Source organism: Pediococcus acidilactici, from assembly GCF_016127815.1.
GTDB lineage: Bacteria > Bacillota > Bacilli > Lactobacillales > Lactobacillaceae > Pediococcus > Pediococcus acidilactici.
In genome coordinates this window covers 1,607,946-1,632,618 of the sequence record NZ_CP066046.1, presented here as the reverse complement: position 1 = coordinate 1,632,618, position 24,673 = coordinate 1,607,946, and the positions used below count along the sequence as shown (strand labels likewise).

Annotated in this window: 24 protein-coding genes and 1 pseudogene; 20 read left to right on the top strand and 5 right to left on the bottom strand. The window is 42.0% G+C overall.

Going from position 1 to position 24,673, the window contains the following annotated elements:
• Positions 1 to 32 precede the first annotated feature (32 nt).
• The 14 genes and pseudogenes from I6H64_RS08075 (at position 33) to I6H64_RS08010 (ending at position 12,541) form a co-directional block, all read left to right on the top strand.
• On the top strand, positions 33 to 434 hold the full coding sequence (locus tag I6H64_RS08075; protein WP_008841679.1) for a PTS sugar transporter subunit IIA: 402 nt from the start codon (positions 33 to 35) through the stop codon (positions 432 to 434).
• Positions 435 to 436: 2 nt separating this feature from the next.
• Positions 437 to 907, top strand: a complete 471-nt coding sequence (locus I6H64_RS08070) for a PTS sugar transporter subunit IIB (protein ID WP_002830908.1) — start codon at positions 437 to 439, stop codon at positions 905 to 907.
• 12 nt (positions 908 to 919) lie between these two features.
• A complete protein-coding gene (locus I6H64_RS08065) occupies positions 920 to 1,702 on the top strand; it encodes a PTS mannose/fructose/sorbose/N-acetylgalactosamine transporter subunit IIC (RefSeq protein ID WP_002830594.1) in 783 nt (260 codons plus the stop codon).
• 11 nt (positions 1,703 to 1,713) lie between these two features.
• Positions 1,714 to 2,547, top strand: coding sequence for a PTS system mannose/fructose/sorbose family transporter subunit IID (locus I6H64_RS08060; RefSeq protein ID WP_056985160.1), 834 nt, complete (start codon positions 1,714 to 1,716; stop codon positions 2,545 to 2,547).
• Positions 2,548 to 2,606: 59 nt separating this feature from the next.
• Entirely contained in the window at positions 2,607 to 3,578 is a 972-nt protein-coding gene (locus I6H64_RS08055; RefSeq protein WP_008841677.1) for an SIS domain-containing protein, read from the top strand.
• Positions 3,579 to 3,635: 57 nt separating this feature from the next.
• A complete protein-coding gene (locus I6H64_RS08050) occupies positions 3,636 to 4,250 on the top strand; it encodes an HAD family hydrolase (RefSeq protein ID WP_008841676.1) in 615 nt (204 codons plus the stop codon).
• A gap of 114 nt (positions 4,251 to 4,364) precedes the next feature.
• Entirely contained in the window at positions 4,365 to 4,952 is a 588-nt protein-coding gene (locus tag I6H64_RS08045) for a peptidylprolyl isomerase (protein ID WP_002830590.1), read from the top strand.
• Between the two features lie 366 nt (positions 4,953 to 5,318).
• Positions 5,319 to 5,723: pseudogene (gene deoC / locus I6H64_RS08040) on the top strand (deoxyribose-phosphate aldolase); the annotation flags it as partial.
• Between the two features lie 38 nt (positions 5,724 to 5,761).
• Complete coding sequence (locus tag I6H64_RS08035; RefSeq protein WP_008841673.1) at positions 5,762 to 6,952, top strand: phosphopentomutase; 1,191 nt, start codon at positions 5,762 to 5,764, stop codon at positions 6,950 to 6,952.
• Positions 6,953 to 6,964: 12 nt separating this feature from the next.
• On the top strand, positions 6,965 to 7,669 hold the full coding sequence (gene deoD, locus I6H64_RS08030) for a purine-nucleoside phosphorylase (RefSeq protein ID WP_056985162.1): 705 nt from the start codon (positions 6,965 to 6,967) through the stop codon (positions 7,667 to 7,669).
• A gap of 13 nt (positions 7,670 to 7,682) precedes the next feature.
• A complete protein-coding gene (locus I6H64_RS08025) occupies positions 7,683 to 8,957 on the top strand; it encodes a NupC/NupG family nucleoside CNT transporter (protein ID WP_008841670.1) in 1,275 nt (424 codons plus the stop codon).
• Positions 8,958 to 8,991: 34 nt separating this feature from the next.
• Positions 8,992 to 10,257: an NCS2 family permease gene (locus tag I6H64_RS08020; RefSeq protein WP_002830917.1), complete on the top strand. Its 1,266-nt coding sequence runs from the start codon at positions 8,992 to 8,994 to the stop codon at positions 10,255 to 10,257.
• 12 nt (positions 10,258 to 10,269) lie between these two features.
• A complete protein-coding gene (locus I6H64_RS08015; protein WP_036685423.1) occupies positions 10,270 to 11,220 on the top strand; it encodes a sugar-binding transcriptional regulator in 951 nt (316 codons plus the stop codon).
• 22 nt (positions 11,221 to 11,242) lie between these two features.
• Complete coding sequence (locus I6H64_RS08010) at positions 11,243 to 12,541, top strand: pyrimidine-nucleoside phosphorylase (protein ID WP_056985164.1); 1,299 nt, start codon at positions 11,243 to 11,245, stop codon at positions 12,539 to 12,541.
• Positions 12,542 to 12,844: 303 nt separating this feature from the next.
• Here the strand turns inward: I6H64_RS08010 and I6H64_RS08005 are convergent, their stop codons facing one another.
• Both I6H64_RS08005 and I6H64_RS08000 read right to left on the bottom strand, forming a co-directional pair.
• Entirely contained in the window at positions 12,845 to 14,095 is a 1,251-nt protein-coding gene (locus I6H64_RS08005) for an oligosaccharide MFS transporter (protein ID WP_024862690.1), read from the bottom strand.
• A gap of 11 nt (positions 14,096 to 14,106) precedes the next feature.
• Positions 14,107 to 15,087 carry a glycoside hydrolase family 43 protein gene (locus I6H64_RS08000; RefSeq protein ID WP_008841665.1) on the bottom strand — a complete coding sequence of 327 codons (981 nt, stop codon included), beginning with the start codon at positions 15,085 to 15,087 and terminating at the stop codon, positions 14,107 to 14,109.
• A 259-nt stretch (positions 15,088 to 15,346) separates the two neighbouring features.
• On the opposite strand from I6H64_RS08000, the gene I6H64_RS07995 reads away from it, so the two are divergent.
• Positions 15,347 to 16,237, top strand: coding sequence for an ArsR/SmtB family transcription factor (locus I6H64_RS07995; RefSeq protein WP_002830578.1), 891 nt, complete (start codon positions 15,347 to 15,349; stop codon positions 16,235 to 16,237).
• 49 nt (positions 16,238 to 16,286) lie between these two features.
• Here I6H64_RS07995 and I6H64_RS07990 read toward each other — a convergent pair whose 3' ends face one another.
• Positions 16,287 to 17,141 (bottom strand): patatin-like phospholipase family protein, encoded by an 855-nt coding sequence (locus I6H64_RS07990; protein ID WP_002830577.1) that lies wholly within the window; start codon positions 17,139 to 17,141, stop codon positions 16,287 to 16,289.
• 191 nt (positions 17,142 to 17,332) lie between these two features.
• Here I6H64_RS07990 and I6H64_RS07985 point away from each other — a divergent pair, with 191 nt between their 5' ends.
• The gene (locus tag I6H64_RS07985) at positions 17,333 to 17,497 is read left to right on the top strand and encodes a hypothetical protein (protein WP_002830928.1); all 165 of its coding nucleotides are present in this window, start codon (positions 17,333 to 17,335) and stop codon (positions 17,495 to 17,497) included.
• A 318-nt stretch (positions 17,498 to 17,815) separates the two neighbouring features.
• On the opposite strand, the gene I6H64_RS07980 is transcribed toward I6H64_RS07985, so the two are convergent.
• Entirely contained in the window at positions 17,816 to 19,480 is a 1,665-nt protein-coding gene (locus I6H64_RS07980) for a glycosyltransferase family 8 protein (protein ID WP_008841664.1), read from the bottom strand.
• A 174-nt stretch (positions 19,481 to 19,654) separates the two neighbouring features.
• Here I6H64_RS07980 and I6H64_RS07975 point away from each other — a divergent pair, with 174 nt between their 5' ends.
• Positions 19,655 to 19,960, top strand: a complete 306-nt coding sequence (locus tag I6H64_RS07975; protein WP_002830575.1) for a hypothetical protein — start codon at positions 19,655 to 19,657, stop codon at positions 19,958 to 19,960.
• Positions 19,961 to 20,154: 194 nt separating this feature from the next.
• Here the strand turns inward: I6H64_RS07975 and I6H64_RS07970 are convergent, their stop codons facing one another.
• A complete protein-coding gene (locus I6H64_RS07970) occupies positions 20,155 to 21,075 on the bottom strand; it encodes an L-lactate dehydrogenase (protein WP_005919421.1) in 921 nt (306 codons plus the stop codon).
• Between the two features lie 506 nt (positions 21,076 to 21,581).
• On the opposite strand from I6H64_RS07970, the gene I6H64_RS07965 reads away from it, so the two are divergent.
• From I6H64_RS07965 to I6H64_RS07955, 3 genes are all read left to right on the top strand, one after another.
• On the top strand, positions 21,582 to 22,739 hold the full coding sequence (locus I6H64_RS07965; protein ID WP_008841661.1) for a glycerate kinase: 1,158 nt from the start codon (positions 21,582 to 21,584) through the stop codon (positions 22,737 to 22,739).
• 166 nt (positions 22,740 to 22,905) lie between these two features.
• A complete protein-coding gene (gene rpsN / locus I6H64_RS07960) occupies positions 22,906 to 23,175 on the top strand; it encodes a 30S ribosomal protein S14 (protein WP_002830934.1) in 270 nt (89 codons plus the stop codon).
• Between the two features lie 164 nt (positions 23,176 to 23,339).
• The gene (locus tag I6H64_RS07955) at positions 23,340 to 24,314 is read left to right on the top strand and encodes a DMT family transporter (RefSeq protein ID WP_036685420.1); all 975 of its coding nucleotides are present in this window, start codon (positions 23,340 to 23,342) and stop codon (positions 24,312 to 24,314) included.
• Positions 24,315 to 24,673: the final 359 nt, after the last annotated feature.

Here is a 24,673-nt window from a genome sequence, read left to right as displayed (position 1 = left end):
TAAGGGTGTAAGGAAATGGTAGGTGATAAGGTTTGAAAATTATATTAGCAAGTCATGGCGCCCTCGCAAAAGGGATGAAAGATACGTTAGATATGATTGTGGGAAATCAGGTAAGTATTCAGGCATATTCTGCTTATGATGAGGAAAATGTCGATTTTGCTTCGGATATTAGCCAACAGATCACGCGAGAAGTAAATGAGCAATTCATTATCGTGACTGATGTGATGGGCGGTTCGGTTAATAATGCAATGACTGAATTAGTGCTACGTTATAAAAATGTTTTTTTGATAACGGGGATGAATTTGCCTCTAGTACTATCATTAGCAACCTATTCAGGAGACATAGATTTGAAGGCGCTTGATGAACTAGTTCAAGAAGGAAAGCGAGGATTGATTAACGTAAATAAAATGGTTGAATCTGCAAAGGAGGAATAAAAATGATTAAAGTAATCAGAATTGATCATCGTTTATTACATGGACAGGTGATTTTTGCTTGGACCAAGTCGCAGGGAATTGAACGAATTGTGGTAATTGATAACGTTGCGGCTGGTGATGATTTCAAGAAAATGTCATTGAAATTATCCAAGCCAGCAGACATTAAATTGAGTGTGTTTAGTGTTGATCAAGCTAAGGAACGAATCGCCAAAATAAATAATTTGAAGAGTAATACCATGATTATTTTTGGAGATGTTTTGCAAGCTGGACAGATTGTCCCACTTTTGGAAGGGGTTAAAGAAATTAACTATGGAGGTGTTAAAAATCGGCCAGACACGAAGCGATTCAGTAATGCAGTTTTTCTAACGGAAGAAGAAGTTAAGTGTAGTCAGGAATTAAAGAATCTAGGTTTTGATTTGTATATGCAACAAGTACCAACCTCTAAGAGAGAAAGTTTAAATGAACTAATTTAGGAGGTTAGATATATGCTTTTAAATGCCATTTTACTTGGAATCATTGCCGTATTTGGGACGATGGATTCCAGAATGCTGGGGCGGACTAACTTTGAGCAACCACTAGTAATGGCGGCCCTAGTAGGAGTTGCTTTGGGCGATTTAACAAAGGGGTTAATTGTTGGGGCATCTCTAGAATTAATATTCATGGGGATAGTAAATATTGGGGCAGCAGCTCCGCCGGATCTAGTTTTGGGCTCGGTAATGGCAACTGCTTTTGCAATCTTATCGGATACAAATGCTCAAACTGCTTTAACTATTGCCCTTCCGGTTGCAATCCTAGGCCAAATGGTGGGAATTCTTTTACGGATGTTTATGTCTACTTTTGTTCACAAAGCGGAAAGCGACATAGAAAAAGGTGAGTTTGCCAAAGCTAGAAGGTTTCACATTCTATGGGGTCCCATTTTATATTCATTGATGTATTTCGTACCCGTATTTGTTGCCATTTATTTTGGAGCTGATGTAGTTAAGGAAATTGTTCAATCGATTCCTGCTTGGCTTACTAATGGATTGAATTTAGCAAGTAAGATCTTGCCTGCGTATGGGTTTGCACTACTAATGCAAACGATGCTGTCGAAAAAGACAGTTGCATACTTGTTATTAGGATTTTTTATCACCGCTTACGCAGGCTTGTCAGTTACCGGTGTAGCAATCTTTGCGGCTTTACTTGTAATTATTTTAAACGAAATATTGCCTAAAAATAGCGTCGATCAGGGACTAACTAGTGATGAAGACGATGATTTAGAGGAGCTTTAGGAGGTGAGATGATGGCTGAAAATACACAAATAGATTCAAAAAAGTTAAGAAAAAAGTATTGGTCCTTCTTCTGGCGTTCTTATGCAATCCAAGCCTCTTGGAACTATGAAGGACAAATGAATTTGGGCTTTCTGTACGGAATTGCACCGACTATTGATAGTTTATATAGCTCTAAAAATGAAGAAGACTTGCAACGTAAGAAAGAGGCTTACAAGCGGCACTTAGCTTTTTACAATTGCACTCCTCAAACTAGTGCATTTGTTCTAGGGCTGGCTTCTTCGATGGAAGAAGAGTATGCTCGTGAACCCACTTCGTTCAACCCGGATTCGATCAACGCGGTTAAAGCATCGTTGATGGGACCACTATCTGGAGTTGGTGATTCATTTTTCCAAGGAACTATTAAAGTTTTAGCGTTTGGTTTAGGAGTTAACTTTGCTAGACAAGGCAGTATCCTGGGACCAATTTTAGCAATCTTAATTTCATTTGTTCCGGCAGCGTTAGTTACATACTACGGTGGAAAGTTAGGCTACACAGCTGGAAATAGCTTTTTGAAGAAACTTACTAGTCAAGGGATTATGGACCGAGCAATGTATTTGGTAACAATCGTTGGACTAATGGTAATCGGATCAATGATTGCAAGTATGATTGGAATTACCACGCCAATTCACATGGGTAAGACGTTTAATCTCCAAAAGACGTTGGACACCATCTTCCCTCAGATGATTCCGTTATTGGTTACTTTCTTTATGTATTGGTTGTTGCATAAAAAAGTTAAAACGGGATGGATCCTTACAATTTGTATTTTAAGTGGTTTATTATTCAGCGTTTTAGGGATTTTAGCTTAAACATAGTAATCAGTTAATAAAATATTTTAATTATATTAGGAGGAATTTTTATTATGAACATGTCACCTAAATCAATTATTGCGGATATCAAGAAGAAAAATAGCAAAATTAACCGAGTGATCTTTACCGGCTGTGGGGCGTCGATGGCGGACCTATATCCAGGATACTACTTTATTTCGCACGAAAGTAAGCGCTTCTTATCGGCTTTTATGCAAGCAAATGAATTCAATTATGACACTCCACAGGATGTTGGTGAAAACACAATTGTCATTACAGCCTCACTTGGAGGAACTACTCCAGAATCGATTGAAGCTACCAAACATGCCCGTGAATTAGGTGCTCACGTTATTACACTATCGCACATGCCAAATTCACCAATCATTAATGCAGCTGAATATGGTTTAGTACATGGTTTTGAAGAAGACTACGCACATAAGACAGAAAAAATGACCTTAGCACTTAAGTTAGCAATAGAAATTGTAAATCAGTTTGAAGGTTATGAATTTTATGAAGACGCACAAAAAGCATTTGATGGATTATTCGATTTAATTAACCAAGAAGCTGCGATGGTCGATCCAGCTGCAGAAGAATTTGCTACACGCTATAAAGATGAGAAGAATATCTACGTGATTGGTAGTGGTGCAAGTGCGGATGTAGCCTACTCTACTGCTTCATTCTTATTTATGGAAATGCAATGGATTAGTGCTCCAACCATTCATTCAGGCGAACTTTTCCACGGCCCATTTGAAATGGCTTTGAAAGACACACCATACTTACTATTTATGAATGACGGTAAGACGCGCCACCTAGACGCACGGGCAATGGCATTCCTACAACGCTTTGACACTAAATTAACAATTATTGACGCTAAAGACCATGGACTAGCATCAATTGCTTCTAAGAATGTAATTGATTACTTTAATCCAATGTTACTTACAGGAGTTATGCGGGTTTACGCAGAAAAACTTGCGGCTGCACGGCAACATCCGCTAACTAAACGGCGCTACATGTGGAAATTAGAAAACTACTAAAAATTTTAAAAGTGGGACTGCGTTTGCTGGCGGTCCCCTTTTTTAAGAGGTGATTGCGTGAAAAAAGCTTTTATTTTTGATATGGATGGCGTTTTAATTAGGTCTGAAGAATTTTATTTTGAAAGGCGAATGCGTTTCTTTAAAGAAAATAATTTGACCCCGGGTTCTTCAGATATAGATGATTATATTGGAGTGTCAAATGAAAAGGTTTGGGAAAATTTAGTACCAGAACCAAGTGAGCGCGAACAAATTAGAAGAAAGTATCAGCCCTTTTTGGAAAAGAATAAAATTAATTATCAAGAATACTTGGACAAACAAGTCCCCAAAGCTCTTGCAACGTTGCAAAAACAAGGGAAAATGCTGGCATTAGCATCAGCTGGAGAAGAAAAGGAAATAAATCGGATGCTACGTGAATGTGATTTGGCGCAATATTTTAACGTAGTGATTAGTGGTGAAAAGGTAAAGAAAAATAAACCAGCACCAGACGTCTATCTAGAAACAATCAAAGCCTTGCATATTTCTAAAGATGATTGTGTGGTGGTAGAAGATAGTCCTACAGGAATTTTAGCAGCTAAGCGAGCAGGATTGGAAGTGTGGGCGGTCCCAGCGCCAGTAGATCAAAAGTTGGCTGACGTGGTTTTAGAAGATTTTGGGAGTATTATTGAAAAATAAAATTGGCATCGATAATTGGATAAAAAGTTTTCAATAAATTAAAATTTGATTTTACTTCTCCATTTTTCCAGTATAATAGAACGGTCCAAGCAATCAAAAGAGAAGTAGGAGAAAATGATGACATACCCACAATTAGATTTAGCAAACGTAAAAGGAACTAAGATAACGATTCAAACTAACCATGGTGACATTAAAGTGCAGCTTTTTGACGAGTTGGTGCCCAAGACGGTCAAAAATTTCGTTGAATTGGCTAAGCAAGGTTACTATGACGGGGTGATTTTTCACCGCGTGATTCCGGATTTCATGATTCAAGGTGGCGACCCGACTGGTACTGGAATGGGTGGCGAAAGCATTTATGGTAAAACCTTTGAAGATGAGTTTTCCAACCAGCTTTACAATTTAAATGGCGCGCTATCGATGGCTAACGCGGGTCCTAACACGAACGGCAGCCAGTTTTTCATCGTTACTAATACCAACGTGCCCAAGAAAATGATCCGGCAACTAAAGGCGGCTGAATTTCCAGAGGAAATTGTAGAAGCTTACCGAAAGGGTGGCACACCATGGTTGGATGGCCATCATACGGTATTTGGTCAGGTGATTGAAGGAATGGACGTGGCCGAAGCAATTAGTAAAGTGGACCGCAATTACGAAGACCGTCCTACAGAAGATGTCGTGATGGAAAAAGTACTGGTGGAAGAATAAACGCTCAAATAATTTTTTGAACAGTTTTAAGGATTTAACGAAAATGGAAAGTTGAATGCGACTTTCGCAATTGGAGTGGAAGTTTAGTTAATAAGGCATCCGGTTTCCGTAACCAAGTGAAATTAGGGAGCCTAGAGCATCCAAACTTTCCAATAAATCCTCAATTTGTATCTAAGTAAAAATTCGTTGTTAATAATCGAAACCCGATTATTAACAACGAATTTTTTTGTGGTTGGCGTATTTAAATAAGAGTCGTATAAAAAATTTTGTGGGATAAACCTTAATCTATAAAGCAAAATGCCCCGTTTTCACTAAGGTAAAACGTTTTAACTTAACATATTTTCAATAATTAAGTTTACAAATGATAAAAATGGCGCTACGGAATTAGACATGGTAATTAATATCGGTGAACTTAAAGCTGGCCATGACGACGCGGTTCTCAATGATATTAAAGCCGTAGTCGAAGCTGGGCATGCTGAAAACCGGCACGTTAAGGTCATTATTGAAACCGCTTTATTAACTGACGAAGAAAAGGTTCGGGCTTGTGAACTTTCCGAAAAAGCGGGGGCCGATTTCGTAAAAACTTCGACAGGTTTTTCAACGGCTGGTGCGAAGGTAGCGGACGTGAAATTAATGAAGCAAACGGTTGACGACCGGTTAGGCGTAAAGGCATCCGGCGGAATTCACACTAAGGCAGAAGCTGAAGCCATGATCGAAGCCGGGGCAACTCGTTTAGGAGCAAGTTCCGGCGTCAAGATTATGAATAGCTAAAAATAAAGTGAGGCAGTTTAGTTTTAGGAGGGGTTTAAATGAAGTTCAAACGAGTTTTTACAATTGTCACGGATTCGGTCGGCATCGGTGAAGCTAGTGATGTCGCTGATTTTGACGATGTTGGTGCAGATACTTTAGGACACATCGGTGAGTTTTGGAAGGGCAACTTCCAAGTTCCTAATTTACAAAAATTAGGTTTAAGCAATATCCGACCTGATCACCCAATTGAAGGAGTTCCGGTGGCGGACCATCCGCAAGGGTTCTTCGGTAAAATGCACGAAGTCTCTGTTGGAAAAGATAGTATGGACGGTCATTGGGAAATGATGGGGGTGCCGGTTAAAGAACCCCTAGGCTTTTTCCCTAACGGCTTTCCGCAGGAATTAATTGATAAAATCGCTAAGTTTAGCGGTCGCTCGGTAATTGTAAACAAACCGTACTCGGGGACCGAAGTTATCCATGATTACGGAGAAGAACAGCTAAAGACGGGAGCGTTGATCGTTTATACCTCTGGTGATTCAGTTTTGCAAATTGCGGCTAATACTGCGGTAATTCCGCTAGAAGAGTTGTACAAAATTTGTGAATACGCGCGCTCAATTACCATTGATAAACCTTACCGGATTGGCCGCATCATTGCCCGCCCGTACGTTGGGACGAATAAGGACAATTTCAAACGAACTTCGGATCGCCACGATTATACTTTAGCGCCAACTAGTGAAACGGACATGGATCGACTCAAAGCAGCCGGGTTCTCCGTTTTAGCGGTTGGTAAAATTAACGACATTTTTTCAGGCCAAGGGATTACGGATGGGGTTCACACGGAAAGTAACCACGACGGAATGGTGCGGACGATTGAAAACGCCCAAAAGGACTTTACCGGATTTAGTTTTACCAACCTAGTTGATTTTGACGCCATGTATGGTCACCGGCGGAACCCCGAAGGATATGGAAAGGCCTTGATGGAATTTGACCAACAACTGGGTGAACTATTGCCACTCCTAAAGGATAACGACCTGCTGGTTATTACGGCGGATCACGGAAATGATCCCGGATTTAAGGGGACGGATCACACCCGGGAATACGTCCCACTATTGGTCTACACTCCTAGCGTTGCCGAAGGTAAATCACTGGGTGTGCGGGATACTTACGCTGATTTAGGGGCAACCATTTTGGACAACTTTAACGTTGCTGGTAACGAAGTTGGAACTAGTTTCTTAAGCGAATTGCAATAAGGAGGAAATACCATGAGTACACACATTGCGGCACAAAAAGGCGAAATTGCGGATACCGTTTTACTACCAGGGGACCCACTTCGAGCAAAATACATTGCCGAAACTTTCTTAGAGAATGCGGAATGTTATAATACCATTCGAAACGCTTTTGGATATACCGGTACGTATAAAGGTAAACGGGTATCCGTTCAAGCAACTGGCATGGGCATTCCATCAATCTCCATTTATACAAATGAATTAATTAACGAATACGGGGTTAAAACCTTGATTCGTGTGGGAACCTGTGGTGGAATGAGCCCTGATATTCACGTTCGGGACGTCCTCATTGCCCAAGGAGCAAGTACGGATTCTTCCATTATTAGAAATACGTTTGGTCGGGATATTTATTACGCTCCGTTAGCAGACTTTACAATGGTTGAAAAGGCGCACCAAGTTGCGCAAGCTAACCAAATTCCAGTGCACGTAGGCAACGTTTTGTCTGAAGACCGTTTTTACAACGACGAAATTGACCGTCAAAAACTAGTTCAATACGGCGTCAAGGGTGCAGAAATGGAAGCGGCCGCGTTGTACTTATTAGCAGCGAAGTATGGCGTACGCGCGCTTGCAGTATTGACCATCAGTAACCATATCATCACTGGCGAAGAAACTACCGCGGAAGAACGGGAAAAATCGTTTGATGACATGATCAAAGTTGCGTTAGAAACGGCAATTAGCTAAGGAGCGGAATTTAATGTATTTAATCGTTAACATTATTGGATTAGTGGTTTTCCTGAGTTTAGGAGTACTTTTTTCCCAAAACCGGCAGCAAATCAAGTGGAAATCGGTCGGTATCATGGTGGTATTTAACCTCGTTTTAGCGTGGTTTTTAACCAGTTTCCCGATTGGCCGCAGCATTGTTGCGGGAGCTTCGGCAGGATTTAACCAATTAGTCCAAGTTGCTTATCAAGGGATCGCCTTTGCGCTTGCCGATTGGGTGGACGTGAAGTCAATGAACTTCGTGACCAGTTCGTTATTACCGATTTTGATGATCATCCCGCTGTTCGATATTTTAACGTACGTGGGAATTTTACCGTGGATTATCAAGTGGATTGGTCGCGGATTGTCTAAATTAACTGGACAGCCGAAATTCGAGTCGTTCTTTGCGGTGGAGATGATGTTTCTGGGAAATACGGAGGCACTCGCGGTTTCCTCCCTGCAACTCCAACAAATGAAGGCGGAACGCAACCTAACCTTGGCAATGATGTCAATGAGTTGCGTAACGGCTTCGATTATCGGTGCCTATACGAGTTTAATGCCCGGACAGTTCATCCTCACGGCGATTCCGATTAACGTAATTAACGCAATTATCATCACGAACATGTTGAATCCGGTCACGGTAACGCCTGAAGAGGATACGATTGCCACAATGGCGGGTTCCGGAAGTTCAGCAAGCGCACAAGACGTGGGTTCGGGCTCGGAAACGCTGGCCGAAGCGACGGTAGCTGAAGATGAAGTGCCAACGCGGGAACCATTTTTCTCGTTTCTGGGTGATTCAATCTTAAACGCGGGTAAACTGGTGTTAATCATTACCGCCAACGTAATCGCGTTCGTTGCCTTAGTAGCGTTAGTGGATAAACTACTAGGAATCATTAATCCTTGGCTTACCCTAGAGCACATTTTGGGAATCGTGATGTTCCCGTTTGCGTGGTTAACCGGGCTAAACGTCCACGATGCCTTCGAATTTGCGCAATACATGGGAACTAAGTTAGTTACCAACGAGTTTGTCGTAATGGGCAAGGTGACGGGCACGATTAACCAATTTGCGCCCCATTATAAAGCAGTGTTAACGGTATTTTTGACCTCGTTTGCTAATTTTTCAACCGTGGGGATGATTATCGGATGTTTCAAAGGCTTAGTTAACCGGCAGAAAAACGACGTGGTTGCTAAAAACGTGGGTTACCTGCTCCTATCCGGAATTTTGGTATCCTTAGTTTCGGCAGCAACGGTCGGACTCTTTGTCTGGTAAAAAAATATTGTTGGTAAAGGAAAATCAAATTTTGATGGGAATAAGTAAAACAAGATTAAAAACCGAAATTTTAGCAGGAATTACTAGTTTTTTTGCAATCTCCTACATCATCATTGTTAATCCAATGATTTTAAGCGATGCGGGAATTCCGGCAGGACTTAGTGTATTTGCCACTGTTTTTTCTTCGGCAATTGGCTGTTTAATTATGGCGTTGTGGGCGAAAGCACCGGTAATTCTTACTCCGGGGATGGGAGTAAATGCATTTTTTACCTACACGGTGGTAGTTGGAATGCATCTATCCTGGCAACAAGCCGTCGCCATTTCGATTTTTAGTAGTTTGATTTACATGGTAATTGCTTTTACCAGAGCGAGTGAGTTTCTGGCTAATGCGATTCCCGCCGTGCTGAAAAAAGGGATTACGGTAGGGATTGGGTTGTTTTTGGTGACCTTAGGGTTGGAAAAAGCGGAATTGATCCAATCTGGCGGAAAACGAGCACTATTGGCAGCCGGTTCTTTAAGCAATCCGGCGACGTTATTAGCGCTGTTCGGTCTCTTACTCTCCCTAATCCTCTTTTTGCGCCGGGTTCCCGGTGGCTTTGTAATTGGGATTATCGTAACTAGTCTAGTGGGCGTCCTTTTTCACATCGGTGGTACGCAGGCAACTTCCATTAGTTTAAGTCAACTGCCAAAATATTCAGAAATCCTTTTTAAAGGCGATTTCAGCCAAATGTTTTCCATCAAATTTTTACTGGCCGTATTTTCGATGACGATGATCTTAGTCTTTGAATCGATGGGGATTCTGGAAGGAATTTTACAGGACCCATCGCAATTTCGGAAGGCATTTCAAGCGAGCTCGGTGACGACCTTTATTTCAGGTTTCTTGGGCACGAGTCCAACGGTTGCGGCTGCCGAAAGTGCTTCGGGAATTGAAAGTGGCGGACGGACCGGGATCGTATCCCTTGTTTCGGGAATTTTATTCTTGCTTTCGCTGTTCTTTATTCCATTGTTAAGCTACGTGCCTCAAGCAGCAATCGCGCCAGTAATCATCATTACGGGAGCGGTAATGATGGAACAGTTGGCCACCATTAACTTTGCGGATTTTACCGATTGGTTCCCGGCGTTCTTAATTATTGTGCTGATCCCCTTGACTGGCTCAATTTCGACGGGGTTAGCGTTTGGCTTTGTGGCCTACCCAATTTTGAAATTAGCGATGGGTAAGCAGAGTGAAGTTCACCCGATTATGTACGTGTTGGGATTGTTATTCTTAGCCCAACTAGGTTTTAACTCAATTTTGGTTTAGGAGAAGGTTGCCATGAGCAGGATGACTGATAAAACAAAAATTAAAAAAAGCTTGGAAGTTGCCCGGATGCATTACGAAGCCGGGATGGGCCAAGTAGAAATCGCCAAACAGCTGGGACTTTCCCGGCCGACAGTTTCCCGACTGCTTCAGTTTGCTCAAGACAACGGCATTGTGCAGATTAAAATTATCGATCCCTTTTCCAGTACCCAAGAGTTAGAAAAAATGTTGTGCGAAAAGTATCAGCTAAACGAGGCTCACGTGGTATACGCTGAATATGAAAATTATCAAAACGTGACCCAACAGCTCGGAATGTATACGGCTAAGTACTTAGCTAAAGTGGTTAAGGACGGCGACTTAATCGGAGTTAGTTGGGGAAAGACTTTAAACGAAGTGGCGAAGGCACTGACGCCCCAGCCCGTCGAAGACGTTCAAGTGGTGGAACTGAAGGGTAGCGTTACCTATTCACCTACGCCAGTTTTTGACGAGGAAGTCTTGATGAAATTTGGCAATGCTTTTCACACCACCCCACACGAATTTCCTTTACCAGTCGTTTTTGAAAATCAAACCACCCATGACGTGGTGATGCAGGACCGCTACATCAAGCGATTAATTGATTTAGGAAAAAAGGCAAATATTGCAATTTTTACCGCTGGGACCATCCGGGACGATGCGTTGCTATTTCAAACGGGCTATTTTGACCAAGGCGACATCGCGCGTATCCAAAAAACGGCGGTAGGCGACATCTGCTCCCGGTTTTATGACCAGGATGGTCAAATCGCGGTTCCTGAAGTGAATAATCGCACCGTTGGAATTGACCTAGCCGAATTGCGTAACAAAGAACGCGCGGTGCTAGTGGCCGGTGGAAAATGGAAGTATGAAGCAATCAAGGGCGCGTTAGCTGGACAATACGCGAACTGTTTAATTACCGACGTAGCAACCGCCCAACGATTGGTTGACGAATAATTAATTTGAAGGAGGACTTGTGATGAGAATGGTTGACGTGATCGACCACAAGCGAAATGGAAGCGCTTTAACTAAAGAGGAAATCAGTGCTTTCGTAGAAGGTTATACAAATGGAGAAATTCCAGACTACCAAGCAAGTGCACTATTGATGGCCATTTACTTTAACGGAATGACTGACGAAGAACAGGCTAATTTAACCATGCAAATGTTGAATTCGGGTGACCGGTTGGACCTCTCCGACATTCCGGGAATTAAGGTGGATAAGCATTCTACCGGTGGCGTGGGAGATAAAACTAGCATCCCGTTAGCTCCGATGGTTGCCGCGTTAGGAATTCCGGTACCGATGATTTCAGGTCGCGGACTTGGCCATACTGGTGGAACTTTAGATAAATTGGAAGCGATTCCAGGTTTTGAGGTGGAACGCTCGGAAGCAGAGTTTAAAAAACAGGTTCGTGACATTAAAGTCGCCATCGTTGGTGCAACCGGCAACGTTGCTCCAGCAGATAAAAAAATTTATGCGTTGCGCGACGTTACCGACACGGTCGACTCAATCCCGCTAATTGCCGGCTCGATTATGAGTAAGAAGATCGCTTCGGGGACGGATGCCTTAGTTTTAGACGTAAAAACTGGGACTGGCGCCTTCATGAAGGAAGAGGCGGACGCCGTCAAACTAGCGAATGCCTTAGTGAAAATTGGTAAGAGTGTTGGCATGAACTGCATGGCGCTAATTTCAGATATGAATCAACCCCTCGGTAACATGGTGGGCAATGCCCTAGAAATTCAAGAGTCGATTGCAATCCTTAAAGGTGAAGGTCCCGAAGACATCACGGAATTAGTAATGACGTTAGGTAGTCAAATGGTGGTACTTGCCAAAAAGGCGGCCACGTTGGCAGAAGCCCGGACTAAGCTTGAAGAAGTTGTTGCAAACGGGAGCGCTTTAGAAGTATTCCGGCAGATGATCATTGCCCAAGGAGGCGATCCGCGGGTTATCGAAGATCCGACGTTAATGCCCCAGGCAAAATATCATTTTGAACTTCCCGCACCCCAAGCAGGTTACGTAACGAAAATGACGGCTGACGAAATTGGGATTGCGGCCATGTTACTTGGTGGTGGTCGTCAGGCCAAAACTGACGTGATTGATTACGCGGTGGGAATTGAATTACACAAAAAAGTTGGCGACGCCGTTGCGGAAGGTGAAAGCTTGTTGACCATTCATAGCAATACGGAGGACGTAGCCAACATTAAGGAGCTACTATATAACAACATTGAAATCGGCACGGATGCTCAACCGATTCAACTAGTGCATAAAATTATTAAGTAGTTGTGTTTGAATTTATTTAATAACAAATAGCTAACAAAAAGAGAGTGGAACAAAAGTAGGGTAGTTTGCGAGCATTAACTGAAAATTGACCATCATGCCTGAATTGGGCATGATGGTCAATTTTAGGTTACGCGGAACGAACTGACTTTGGCGCTATCGAAGTCAAAACACCAAAACAACTTTTTAAGGACCTTTTCATCCTGGAAAAGTATTTTTTCCATCCTCTTTTTACGCACAAAACCGTAATTAACTAGCTTGAAAAGCAGGTTAATTACGGTTTTTTAATTAAATTTTATATGAGGGTTAATCGGGATTCTTAGCGTCTACTTCACCAGCTTGAATCGGATCTTCCTTTTTAAGGGTGAAGGTAGCAAACAGGGTGATGGCAAAAACGAATAGTCCCATGATTAGGTAAGTGTGTTGGTAGCCAATCACGTCGTACATTTTTCCCGCAACCGAAGAGAAAATGAAGACGGAAACTTGTTTGGCAAAGTTAGAAGCAAGCGCGTAAACGGTTGCATAAAGGCGAATGTCAAACGCTCCAGCAATATACTTCATGATTGAAGTTAGTAACAATGGCATTTCCAAACCGGCTAATAAGCGGAATCCAACCAGCCAGATCCAGTTTGGCGCAAGTGCAGAACCTAAAATCCGAAGGGCAGTAATAAACCCGTAAATAATTAAGCCGTTCCGAGAACCAATCTTATTAATGATCCAAGGCATCGGGAACATCAGGCAAAATTCAATCGCAATTTGAGCTGAAGTCATGTAGCTATAAACTAAAGTTCCTTGAGCAGCAGTATGGAAGAACATTTTGAAGAAGATGATGAATTGTTGATCAAAAACGTCATAAAGTGCTGAAGCACCCATGTAAAAAATCGCGAGGATCCATAAGTTTTTCAATTTAAAGACCGACATAACGGTTTTTAAATTCAATGAGTTGGATGTGTCGCCAGCAGCTTGGGCATTTTCGAGATCGATTTTATCACTGAAGAGTAGCAATCCGGTTAGGATAATTGCGGCTACCGTACAAGCCCAAAAGATGGAGTTTGGAGACCAGAGAAAGATGGGACCGGCAATTAGTGAAGCAGCAACTCCCGCAACGGAGCCTCCAACGCGGGAGTGGGCGTATTCAAAGCCGTTTGCCAAACTTGCCCGTTGAACGTACTGTTCGATTACGGAAACCCCGCCATTGAGTACGAAGCTGAGAAAAGTCCCGGTTACAAAAGCCACGAGGAAGGCGTTAATGTGTAAAATCGGCATGAAAACCCACTGGAAATAAGGGCCGATAAAAATAGCGACGATCGAGATGGTTAAAATTAAGGTCTTTTTAAATAATAGCTTATCCGAAACTACCCCGAAAATCGGTTGGAAAATTAACGAAATTCCAGCCATCATGGAGAAAACGGCTCCTGATTCGGTACCGTTTAAATGAGCGACTTGTTCCATCCAGAGGGTGAGATATCCGTTAATGATTGCCCAGATGAAGAAGTAACTAAAATGCGTGAGGGGAAACCCCCAGAAATGTTTAGATTGTGGTTTAGTATTGTTCATGTTGTACACCCCTATTCATAGTTATAAGGTACGGGTTTGCCAAAATCAGGGCGACCGTCCGCCGTCCAGCCAAATGGTTGAACCATGGTGTGACGATTGGGATCATAAAGCGGATCGCCCTTGATGTCGGTATAGTTACGACAATGGTAAACTAATAAATCAGTTTTACCGTCTTCGGCCACGGTGAAGGAATTGTGTCCCGGACCGTATTGTTGAATGGCCAAATTGCTTTGGAAAACTGGAGTAGGCGACTTAGCCCAATTACGGGCGTCTAATAAATCGGCGTCTTCGTCGATAGTTAGCATTCCCATGGCATAATTTTCGTCAGTAGCACTTGCCGAGTAGGTTAAGAAGTACTTACCGTTACGGTGCAAGATCGCGGGACCTTCGTTAACCCAGAAAATTTTAGTTTCCCAATCGTATTCAGGCTTGGTTAACATTACTGGTTCACCCTTAAGGGTCCACGGATTTTCCATTTCAGCGATGTAAATGTTGGAATTTCCTTTGATGGCCGGATCCTTCTGCGCCCAAACGTAGTAAAGACGGTCGTGCGCCTTAAAAACGGTGGCGTCGAGGGCGAAGGTATCTAGCGGCGTTTTTACCTGACCGCGTTCAACCCAATCACTTTCGCCGCGCATGGGGTTAGGATTATCGCATTCTAAGCAATACATCCGGTGTTGAAACATGCCGTTGTGGTCGAATTCTTTAGTGTGGGCAGCAGCAAAGTAAATGAACCATTTTCCATCGATGTAATGTAATTCGGGAGCCCATATGAGCTGGCTCATTGGACCGCTACCATCGGGATGTTTACGCCAAATCGTACGGGGAGCCGCATGGGCTAGTCCATTCAAGGTTTTTGCGCGCCGAATTTCAATCAGATTATAGGCTGGAACCGAAGCAGTAAAATAGTAATAACCATCGGTGTGCTTATAAATATAGGGATCCGCCCGTTGTACAATGAGCGGATTAACGTAATCAGTTGCGGATATCATAGTGAGATACTCCTTTTATGAAAATGAATTGTAAAAAAATGGTGTGGAAACTTTCGAAAGGTTCGTGAAGCATTTATTACACGAGCAATATATGACCGCTTGAAAGCGTTGTCAACCCTTTTTGTTAATCTTTGAAAGGAATCTGCAAAAAAATCTCTTTGCGTTAACTTTATTATTAAATTAAGCGCTTGTAACCGGTTTTTTATTGGCATATAATTAATTGAAAAGGAAATGTAAACGGTTTGATAATGGAGGACATATGCAATTAGATATCTCGGATGCATCGTTAAAAGTTTATGAAGCACTGGCAAGTTCGGTACGACTTCAAATTATTCGTTTGCTGTCGGATCAACCGATGAGTGTTCAAGAATTAGCCGAAGCGTTAAATTTGAGTAGCCCAATCGTCACTAAGCACTTGAATAAACTGGCGGAAGCAGAAATTATTCATAGTAAACGGCAGGGGCACCAAAAGGTTTCTTCCTTACGAGTGGATACAATTGATATTAAGTTTCCGCGGCAAATTTATCCGACGTTTAGCGTCCACAAAACTGGAATTCCGATTGGGCACTACACTGAATTTAGTGTAAAACCATCCTGCGGGTTAGCGGGTCCAGACGGGTACATCGGCAACGTCGATAACCCTAAGTACTTTATGCTGCCCGAGCGGATGAACGCCGGGATGATTTGGTTTAACGACGGTTACGTGGAATATCAGACTCCCAACTTTATCAATATTGATGAACACTTGGAAATGCTTGATTTATCTATGGAACTGGGATCGGAATTTCCGTTTTCCAACAATACTTGGCCATCAGATATCACCTTTTCCATTAATGGCAAGGAAATTGGAACGTGGCGTTCACCAGGCGACTTTTCTGATGTTCGTGGGAAGTACACTCCGGACTGGGTTCCGGATAACGTTAACCAATATGGAATTCTAAAGACGTTGCGAATTACCGACCACGGCACTTATTTAGATGGGCAACCGTTCACGGAAGTCTGCTTAGCGGATTTGCCCGTTAATAAAGACGTTTGGACGATTCGTTTTGAAATTAAGCCCGATGCCAAGAAGTCAGGAGGCTGTACTATTTTTGGGGAAGGCTTTGGTAATTACGACCAAAATATCGAGTTATCCGCTTTTTATAGCTAAAAAAGACCGCCAGCCCTCGGGGTTAGCGATCTTTTTTAATTTAGGAGGTTTAATTTTTCAAGAATGCGCGTAAATCCGCCATTTGACTTTCGATTACTGCCGTTCCTTGATGGTATAGATCCATGAGCTTATTGTTGTCCCGTTCTACGCGGGAAACGGTGACCGGTTGTTGGGGCCGAATTACAAAGGCTTTTCCTTCCCGTTCTAAACGTTCAATTTCCTCAAGGCTTTCGTTGTAACGCCGCGGACGGCTTTCAAAAGCAGAAACAAATTGAGGAAAGTCCCGATACTTCATCCGCACTAGCCGGTTCATTGCTCGGCTATTCTCGGCTTTTCGGTAGGTGATGTCGCGCGTTAAAACGATGACTAGTTTCTCGTAGCCCAGTTCTTGAGCACGTTTGAAAGGAATTGAATCCGCAATTCCACCATCTAGGTATGGTTGGTGATTAACAACCCGGATGCTGGATAGCAGCGGCATGCTAGCGGAAGCTTTGATGGCTTCTTCCTGGCCTTCAGTATCGGTTTTTCGGAAAACGTCAGCCTTCCCAGTCAACAGGTTAGTTGCGGTAATTTCAAAAATTTGCTGGCTATCTTTGTAAGCCATGTAATCAAACGGACTGTAAGCATAACATTCTGGAGAAAATAGGAAGTCCAGGTTGAAAATACCACCATTACGGACTAAATTATTGAAACCAATGTAACGTTTGTCATGTAAGAAATGTAAATTAACGTCTTTAGAGCGTCCCTTTTGCTTGGAAATATAATTCATTGCACACATCGTGCCGGCTGAAACGCCGTGAATATACTCGAATTCCATCTCTTGATCAATGAAATAATCTAATACCGCACTGGTGAAAAATGACCGCAGTGCGCCGCCTTCTAAAATTAAAGCTGCTTTTTCCAATGGAATCCCTTCTTCCTGTAGAATCTACAGACGCTATTTTAGCGCTTTTAGTGGGTCACTGGCAAACGAGTTTTGGGAAGGTAAGTGATTTTTAACGGAAGTTTTTAAAAGACGACTTTCTTAAGGAAAAATAGTAAGATGGTGGATAATCAAGGTAAATAAAATACGTGGCAAAGCAGGGAGTGAATTTGATGATAAGAATTATAATTATCGCTTTGATAATCTACGGGATTATTCAAATTCCCTTTATTATTAAAGCGTATTGGGGCAGGCGTAAATACCAGCAAAAAATTAAAGACGGTGAACGACAGAACCAAAAAATAATGGAAGAACAAAAGAAACGGGATCATCGTTAACGTAAAAGAAGTGGAATTAATATTACTATAGGTATGTATGAGTAATCGGTAGCGCGATTAACGCACCAAATAGGGACCGGAGAAATTTTTCTCTAGTCCCTATTTTTGGTTGAGCGGAACAAACTGACTTTTGGCACACATTTTGGCTCTATTGAAGTCAAAACACCAAAACAACTTTTTGAGGACCTTTTCATCCTTGAAAAGTATTTTTCTAGTTTTTTCCAGCTTCATTTTTCTAAGCGAGTTTAGCGGATTAGCAACTAACTAATTTCTGAAAAATGAGGGGATTCTTCGATTAGTTTAGTAGTTGATTTAGAGCTAACCGCTAACTCTAACACCTTGGTTGCTAGCCATTTCGTGGTACTTCAGGTACACATCGGCATACGGATGCTCGCAACCTTCGTGCCATGGTTTTACGTGACCGCAGAAGTGAATTAGCTTAGGATCCTCACGAGTTTCCGCGTAGGGCTCCAGCAGCTCGGTCCGCGGTGGGAAAATGGTTTCCATTATGATGTTAGATTGGGCATTCCATTGCGGATGCAAGTGGAGCCAGTCATCATAAAGGTTGGCGTTTAAAGCGTCTTGGTCGTGGAAACGCAACTTTTCCGGATTTTGGTTAATGTAATCCAAAACTTTTTGGGTTGTCGACCGCGCCCGCCAACGCACAAGGTCAATTAACATCATTCCTGAGTTAAAGTACTTTTCGTTTTCTTTAGTGATTCCCATCTTTTCTAACCGGTCGTGGAATCCAGCATCCTCTACGGCAGCAATTACGTTGCCTTCTAGGTTAGTTTGCCATAATTCATGCAAGCTTGTGTTAGCGATGATGTCGCAGTCCAGATAAATTGCCCGGTTGATGGATGGCAACAGTGCCGGAGCTAAGATGCGGTAGTAAGCCGTTTTAACAATCCGGTCACTTTCTACTGCGTTAGCTAACAATTCTTCGTTAACTTCCACAATTTTAATCGTGGCGTTGTCATAGCGGGCAATGATGCTGCCTAATAACATCATATCGCGATCCGTGAGATGATCAGGTAACAAGAAGAAATTGTATTGGTGATCCGGATCATTTTCCAAAATTGAAACGTAAGAAGTGGCGAGCGCTTGAGTAAAGGCCGAGTTGGCTGCCGAGATAACGTTAATCACTCCGCGGTGCATTTCTAACTCGCCAAGTTCTTCATGATATTCATCTAAATATGGATGAACGGTGAGGTCCTTCCAAGGCTTCTCATGAGTAGTGAAATGGACAATGCTAGGTTCCTTAATGGCTTCGTCGATTAGTTCAGCATACCCCTGGTTAATTGGCCGGTGTTTTCTGAAAATAATCGAGTTTTGTAAATTCCACTTTGGATGAAGAAATTGTACTTCACCAGCTAACACGGCGTTAAGCGCATCCTGGTCGTGGAAAATAATTCGGTCGGCATGGTTTCTGATGAATGCCAAGGTTTTTTCCGTAATTCGATGAGCGTTCCACTGGGCTACGTCAATTACCATAATGCCAGAATTAAAGTAGAGGTTACTTGCGGCAATTACGGGATCGACGCCTAAACGGTGCAACGCGAATGCTTGTCCTGTATCAATTACCGCGCCTACTGTGTTTTGGTTTAAATTGCTTTCGGCAAGTTCAGTTAGGTCTTTTCGAATTAAAACGTCGACGTCTAAGTAAATTAGTCGGTCAATCTGCCGCGAAGCTAAAAGCTTAGGGGCGATGATTCGAAAATATGCAGTTTTATTGATGTGTTGGTTTGTTGGGCAAAAATCGAAACGTTCGTCGTCGAGATTTAAATACTCAATCGTATGAAAGTTATGCATCAATTTGTCTAGCAGTGCCCGGGTTTGGTCACCAAGGTTGTTGGTTAAAACGATGAAGTGGGCCCGGGTTGCTGAATTTAAAGTTTCTAAAGCAGTTTTAATGGTAATGCATAGCTGGTCAGCGTAATTGCGATCCGCTGCCAATAAGATATTAATTTTTTTCAAATTCATCCACCCCTTTTTTGATTTGTGTGCCCATTATATAAATTTATTCGAAATTAAGTAAAGTAATATGCAATAGTTTTGATAAGGAAATCAAAATATTTGCAAACGTAATTTCCCGTATGTATAATTCAGGGCAAGTAACGAGATTGTTAGTTGTTTGAATGATAGGAGGTCACGCAAATGAGTGTAATAGTGCCGATTGAAAGAATTAGGTTGGGAAACAGTGAAGTGGAAACTCCCGGTTTGACATTGAAGGTCACCAACGTGTTACGGGGAGAAAACGCCGTGCTTGGCTTCTTAGATGGCGGGGATGATCTGATTATTTCCGTATTAAAGGCGCAAAATGGTAAAGCTAACATTGGCGACCAATGGATTAAGTTTGAAATCCGCGATCTAGGAAACCAAGTTGAAGTGCGGTGTGACGAAACGATTAAAATTACAGATATTTTCGCGCTACTGCAAAACATGTCTCGTAGTTACGTTTAAACGTGTTAATTATTGATAGAAAATCTTTAAAAAGTGTATAACGTTAAACTAATCGTTTCATTAAAAATAAAAAGACTGAAAATATTTCCAGTCTTTTCGATAATGGATATTTATTCGTTACGATAGAACGAATAAAAAATGAGACCAGCCGCTTATGGGCTTGGTCTCAAATTTTTGTGTTTTTAAGTTAAAATTTATTCTGCTTCGGCAATTTTTTGCATAATGAAATGTGCTGATTTGCGTAACTTATAAAGTTCTTCGTCAGTTAATTGCAATTGAAGCTGTTCAACAATCCCGTCACGACCAATTACGGCTGGGTAAGATAAGTAGGTACCATATTCTTCCCGGAAGTTAGAAACTGGTAAAACTTCTCGCGCGTCGTTTAGCACTACGTTAGCTAAGCGAACGGCCGCGGCAGCCACTCCATAGTTGGTGTAGTGTTTACCCTTCATTACGTCACCAGCGCCAATCCGAGCTTCTTCATTGATTTCGTGTAAGTCTAAGCCCCGATCATTAGCAATCTCTTTGATGGGCCGATCGAGAACGCGAACCGTTGACCATGCGGTGAATTGAGAGTTGCCGTGTTCACCAAGGTTATATCCGGATACGGAGCGAGGGTCGATGTTGAGTCCCTTAGCAACCGCGCGTTGCATCCGAGCCGAATCTAATAGAGTACCGGTGCCAATCACGTGTTCCTTTGGCAGTCCGGTAACTTCTTGATAGAGCGAAGTGATTACGTCTACCGGATTAGTAATGGCAATAATAATCCCGTCAAAACCGCTTTCCTTAATTTTTTCAGCAACTTCCCGCACTTGTTTGCGATTATGTGGTAATTCCGCAAAACGATCAACGTTAGGGTTGTCACTGAGTGAAATTTTTCCGAGTGCTGAAATGATAATATCCGCATCTTTAAGAGCGGCGTAATCGTTAACAACAATATTGGTATGGTAAGTCAGGTTAGCCATGGCATCTTCAAAATCTAAAGCGTCTGCACCAACTTTGGCTTCATTTTGGTCAATCAATACTAAATCATCTGTATAACCGTTAGTAATTATTTGTTGGGCAACGGCTTGGCCAACGTGCCCCATTCCGATAATTCCAATTTTTCTTGTCACTGCTACCACCTCCACTGTCATTTTAAGCTACGATGTTAAAAAAAGCTACCAGCCGGGTTTGGTAAATTGGTATCGTTTTCAAAAAAGGGATCGAATTAACTCAAAATTACGTGATCACCATCTTTAGGAGATGTTTTTTAATAAAAGGGCATAATGTGAATAAATTCCAAATTTTTTCACATTTTATAGTTAATTGATACGCAGATGGTAAAGTACATGTTAGAATGACCAGTAGAAAGCCGTTTCAATACTGAATAGATGAGATTATAATCATTTTCTGGTGTGATTGGTTTTTAATGAATAGTTTAAGAAAACTAATGTGGTTTGATTTCATTTTAAATAGGTTCCAAAATATGGTTTAAAGCGTCATTAGTTAGTGGGTGAAACAGCACTCCACATTTCCTTTTAAAAGTAATATAAAGTAGCTGTTTTTCAGATAATAAGATGATAAGATTATGAATGTTATAAATTGTACATACTGAGCATTTGATTCGAGAGGTGAAAAAATGAAAGTTGTAATTGCAGCGGATGCTTTCAAAGATTGCTTAAGTAGCGAGGAAGTTAACGAAGCAGTTCGCGAAAGTATCTTTAAAATCGATCCAGAAGTTGAAGTAGTAACTGCTGGAATTTCCGATGGTGCATTAGACGGTTTAGATGTTTTAAAACGGTGGGGACGAGAAATCGAGGAAATCCCTTTTAAAACTACCGATTTAATGGGTCGACCAGTAGACGCACCATATTTAACTACTAACTATAAAAAAGCTCCGTTAGCCATTATTGCAACCGCTAGCACGGCTGGAAAACACCGGATTTTGCCATCACCAGGATCATTCATCCGAGCAACCAGTTTCGGGTTAGGAACTCAAATCCGGGATGCGTTAGGGCGCGGTGCAAAACGAATCCTCATTCTTACCGGAGAAACGGGAGTTAGTGATGGAGGATTAGGTTTACTTCAAGCTTTGGGCGTTAACTTTTATGATGAAGAGGGACATTTAATTGGGCGCGACAAGAACTTATTAGCAACCAATTTTAAAGAAGTACGCAATTTAGAAAGCGTAGTCCAACAATTTAATCACGTTGAAATTATGATTGCCACTAATACTGACCGGCCTTATGCAGGCTATCGCGGCGCACAGCGGACCTGGGGAATGGATAAGGGCGGTACCAAAAAGCAAATCGAAGTTTTTGATAAGCGAATGGACGGCTTTTTCATGACGGTTATTAAGGAACTAAACTTGGATTTGCGAGACGTTGCTGGTTTAGGTGTAGATGGTGGAATCGGGGGAGCGTTGGCAGTTCTAGGCGGACAAATCGTTCCAACCGGTGACATAATGGCTAACTTAGTCGGTTTACCACAAAAGTTAGAAGATGCGGACTTGTTTATTACCGGGACCGGGAAAATTTCCCACCATCCGCAAACTCCGCACGTAATTAATCAAGTACTAGATTTAGCGACGAAGATGTCCGTGCCAGCCGTAGCCATCTGTGGACAAGTAGACAATTCAATGCGCCATTATCCGAACGAAAAGGTAGCGGTTTTCTCTATTCAAAGAAGGCCAAGCTCGTTAAGGCGTTCGATGGAAACGCGGTACGCTATCGTAAATATTAAGATTGTCACTCGTAATATAATTCGATTGATGAACATGGCCCGCGCTGAAAAATAATTTTTGAAAATGACACAATCCAAGCTGGAAATTGTTGAAAAACAGGCTGGCTTAGTTAAGGATAAAATGTAAGCGATTCCGGTAAAGTGGAAAGCAAAATGGTTTACTTTTAGTAAGTGAGGCAGTATACTGTTTGCACAATTATTTTTAGTAAGGGAGTGCTCGTTTGGCAAAAAAGTCTAAAATTGCAAAGGAAAAGAAAATAGAAGAAACGGTAATGCGCTATGCCGCATTGCGCGAAAAGTTGAAGGCACAAAAGGATTACCAAGGACTTAGTAAGTTGCCGCGGAATGCTTCACCAACTAGAATTCACCGACGCGACGCGCTAGATGGTCGGCCGCATGCTTACATGCGCAAATTTCAGCTGTCTCGGTTGAACTTTAGAAGATTGGCGCACGAAGGTCAAATTCCAGGAGTTAAAAAGGCTTCTTGGTAGGGATGAGAGCTGAAAAGTTCCATAAATTAGCGAAGACAATTAGGTCTGCGCTTTTTTTGTACCTTTTTTAGAAAAATAAATAGTAGAAGACTGAGCATTAAATTTACAAAGAAATACGACTTTTTATTTGAAAATCCCCTGAAAATAAAGTGGTAAGATGGTATATGTACATAATTATATTAGAGAAAGAAGTTTTTTTAGTGAAGTTAAGGACCTTGCTTTATGTCGTCATTTCTACTTTTTTGTTTAGTTCAATGGAGATTGCGCTGAAGGTTGCTGGAGGGACGTTTAACCCGATTCAGTTGAATTTTATCCGCTTCTTATTCGGGGGATTGCTATTATTACCCTTCACAATGAAAACGTTGAAAAAACAGGGACGTCGATTGAAAGGACGGGACATTGCGGCATTTTCAATGACTGGATTTTCATGCGTGTTAGTCAGCATGACGTTGTATCAACTAGCTATTCAGTTATCACTGCCCGCCACAATTGCAATTTTACTAAGTGCTAACCCTGCATTTGGGATGTTGATTGGCCTAGTTTTGCTGAAGGAAAAGATGTCGCGAACCAATACACTGGCCGTAATTCTAACGCTAGCGGGATTGTTGATAATTATTAATCCGTTTAACTTGACCAATCCCTTAGGAATTACGTTGGGCTTGCTAAGTTCCATCACTTTTGCAATTTATGGGATTTTAACCCGACTTAGCTCGAATAAGCTGGGATTTGGCGGAATGACCATGACGTGTTTTTCGTTTATTGCTGGAGCAATCGAGTTAGCGATTTTTATGGCAATTACCCATATTCCGGTAGTCAGTAGGGCTTTTAGTGGGCTAGAAGGATTTAGCGATATTCCGTTCTTCCAAGGGATTACCCTTTCAAATATTTTGTTATTAGCATACATAAGTTTCTTGGTTACGGGGGTCGGTTTTGGGTTGTACTTCGTAGTAATGGGTGAAGCTGGAGTACCGATTGCTTCGTTGATTTTCTTTATTAAACCGGCGTTAGCACCAATTTTGTCGTTGTTGATTTTAGGGGATCCGATCCACTTGAATACCATTGTGGGAATTATAATTATCCTGATTGGATCAGTAGTTACGCTAGTAGGCGAAAAGATTGCGATGAGGATGAGCAAATAAATAAGAGTGCTTTGGCACCCGGGTAAACCGTGAGGACTAACAGAATTACGGGGCTAATCGTGTTTTTTGCGATTGGCCCCGTAATTTAGTTAGCCAGAAGGGTTTGGGTGACAAAGCACGTTTCGACACAGTTGCAGAGTAGGCAGAGATTAACAAGGTTTCGAAATTAATCGCGGTTTAACGATTGATTTCGAAATCAGGTTAACCGGAAGAAATTGGTGGCTGGAGCTTATTTTGACTCAGTAGCCAAGGTAACATGAGGACTAACAGAATTACGGGGCTGATCGCGGTTTTTGCGATTGGCCCCGTAATTTAGTTAGCCGGAAGGGTTGGGGAGGCAAAGTATGGTTCCCCCTAAC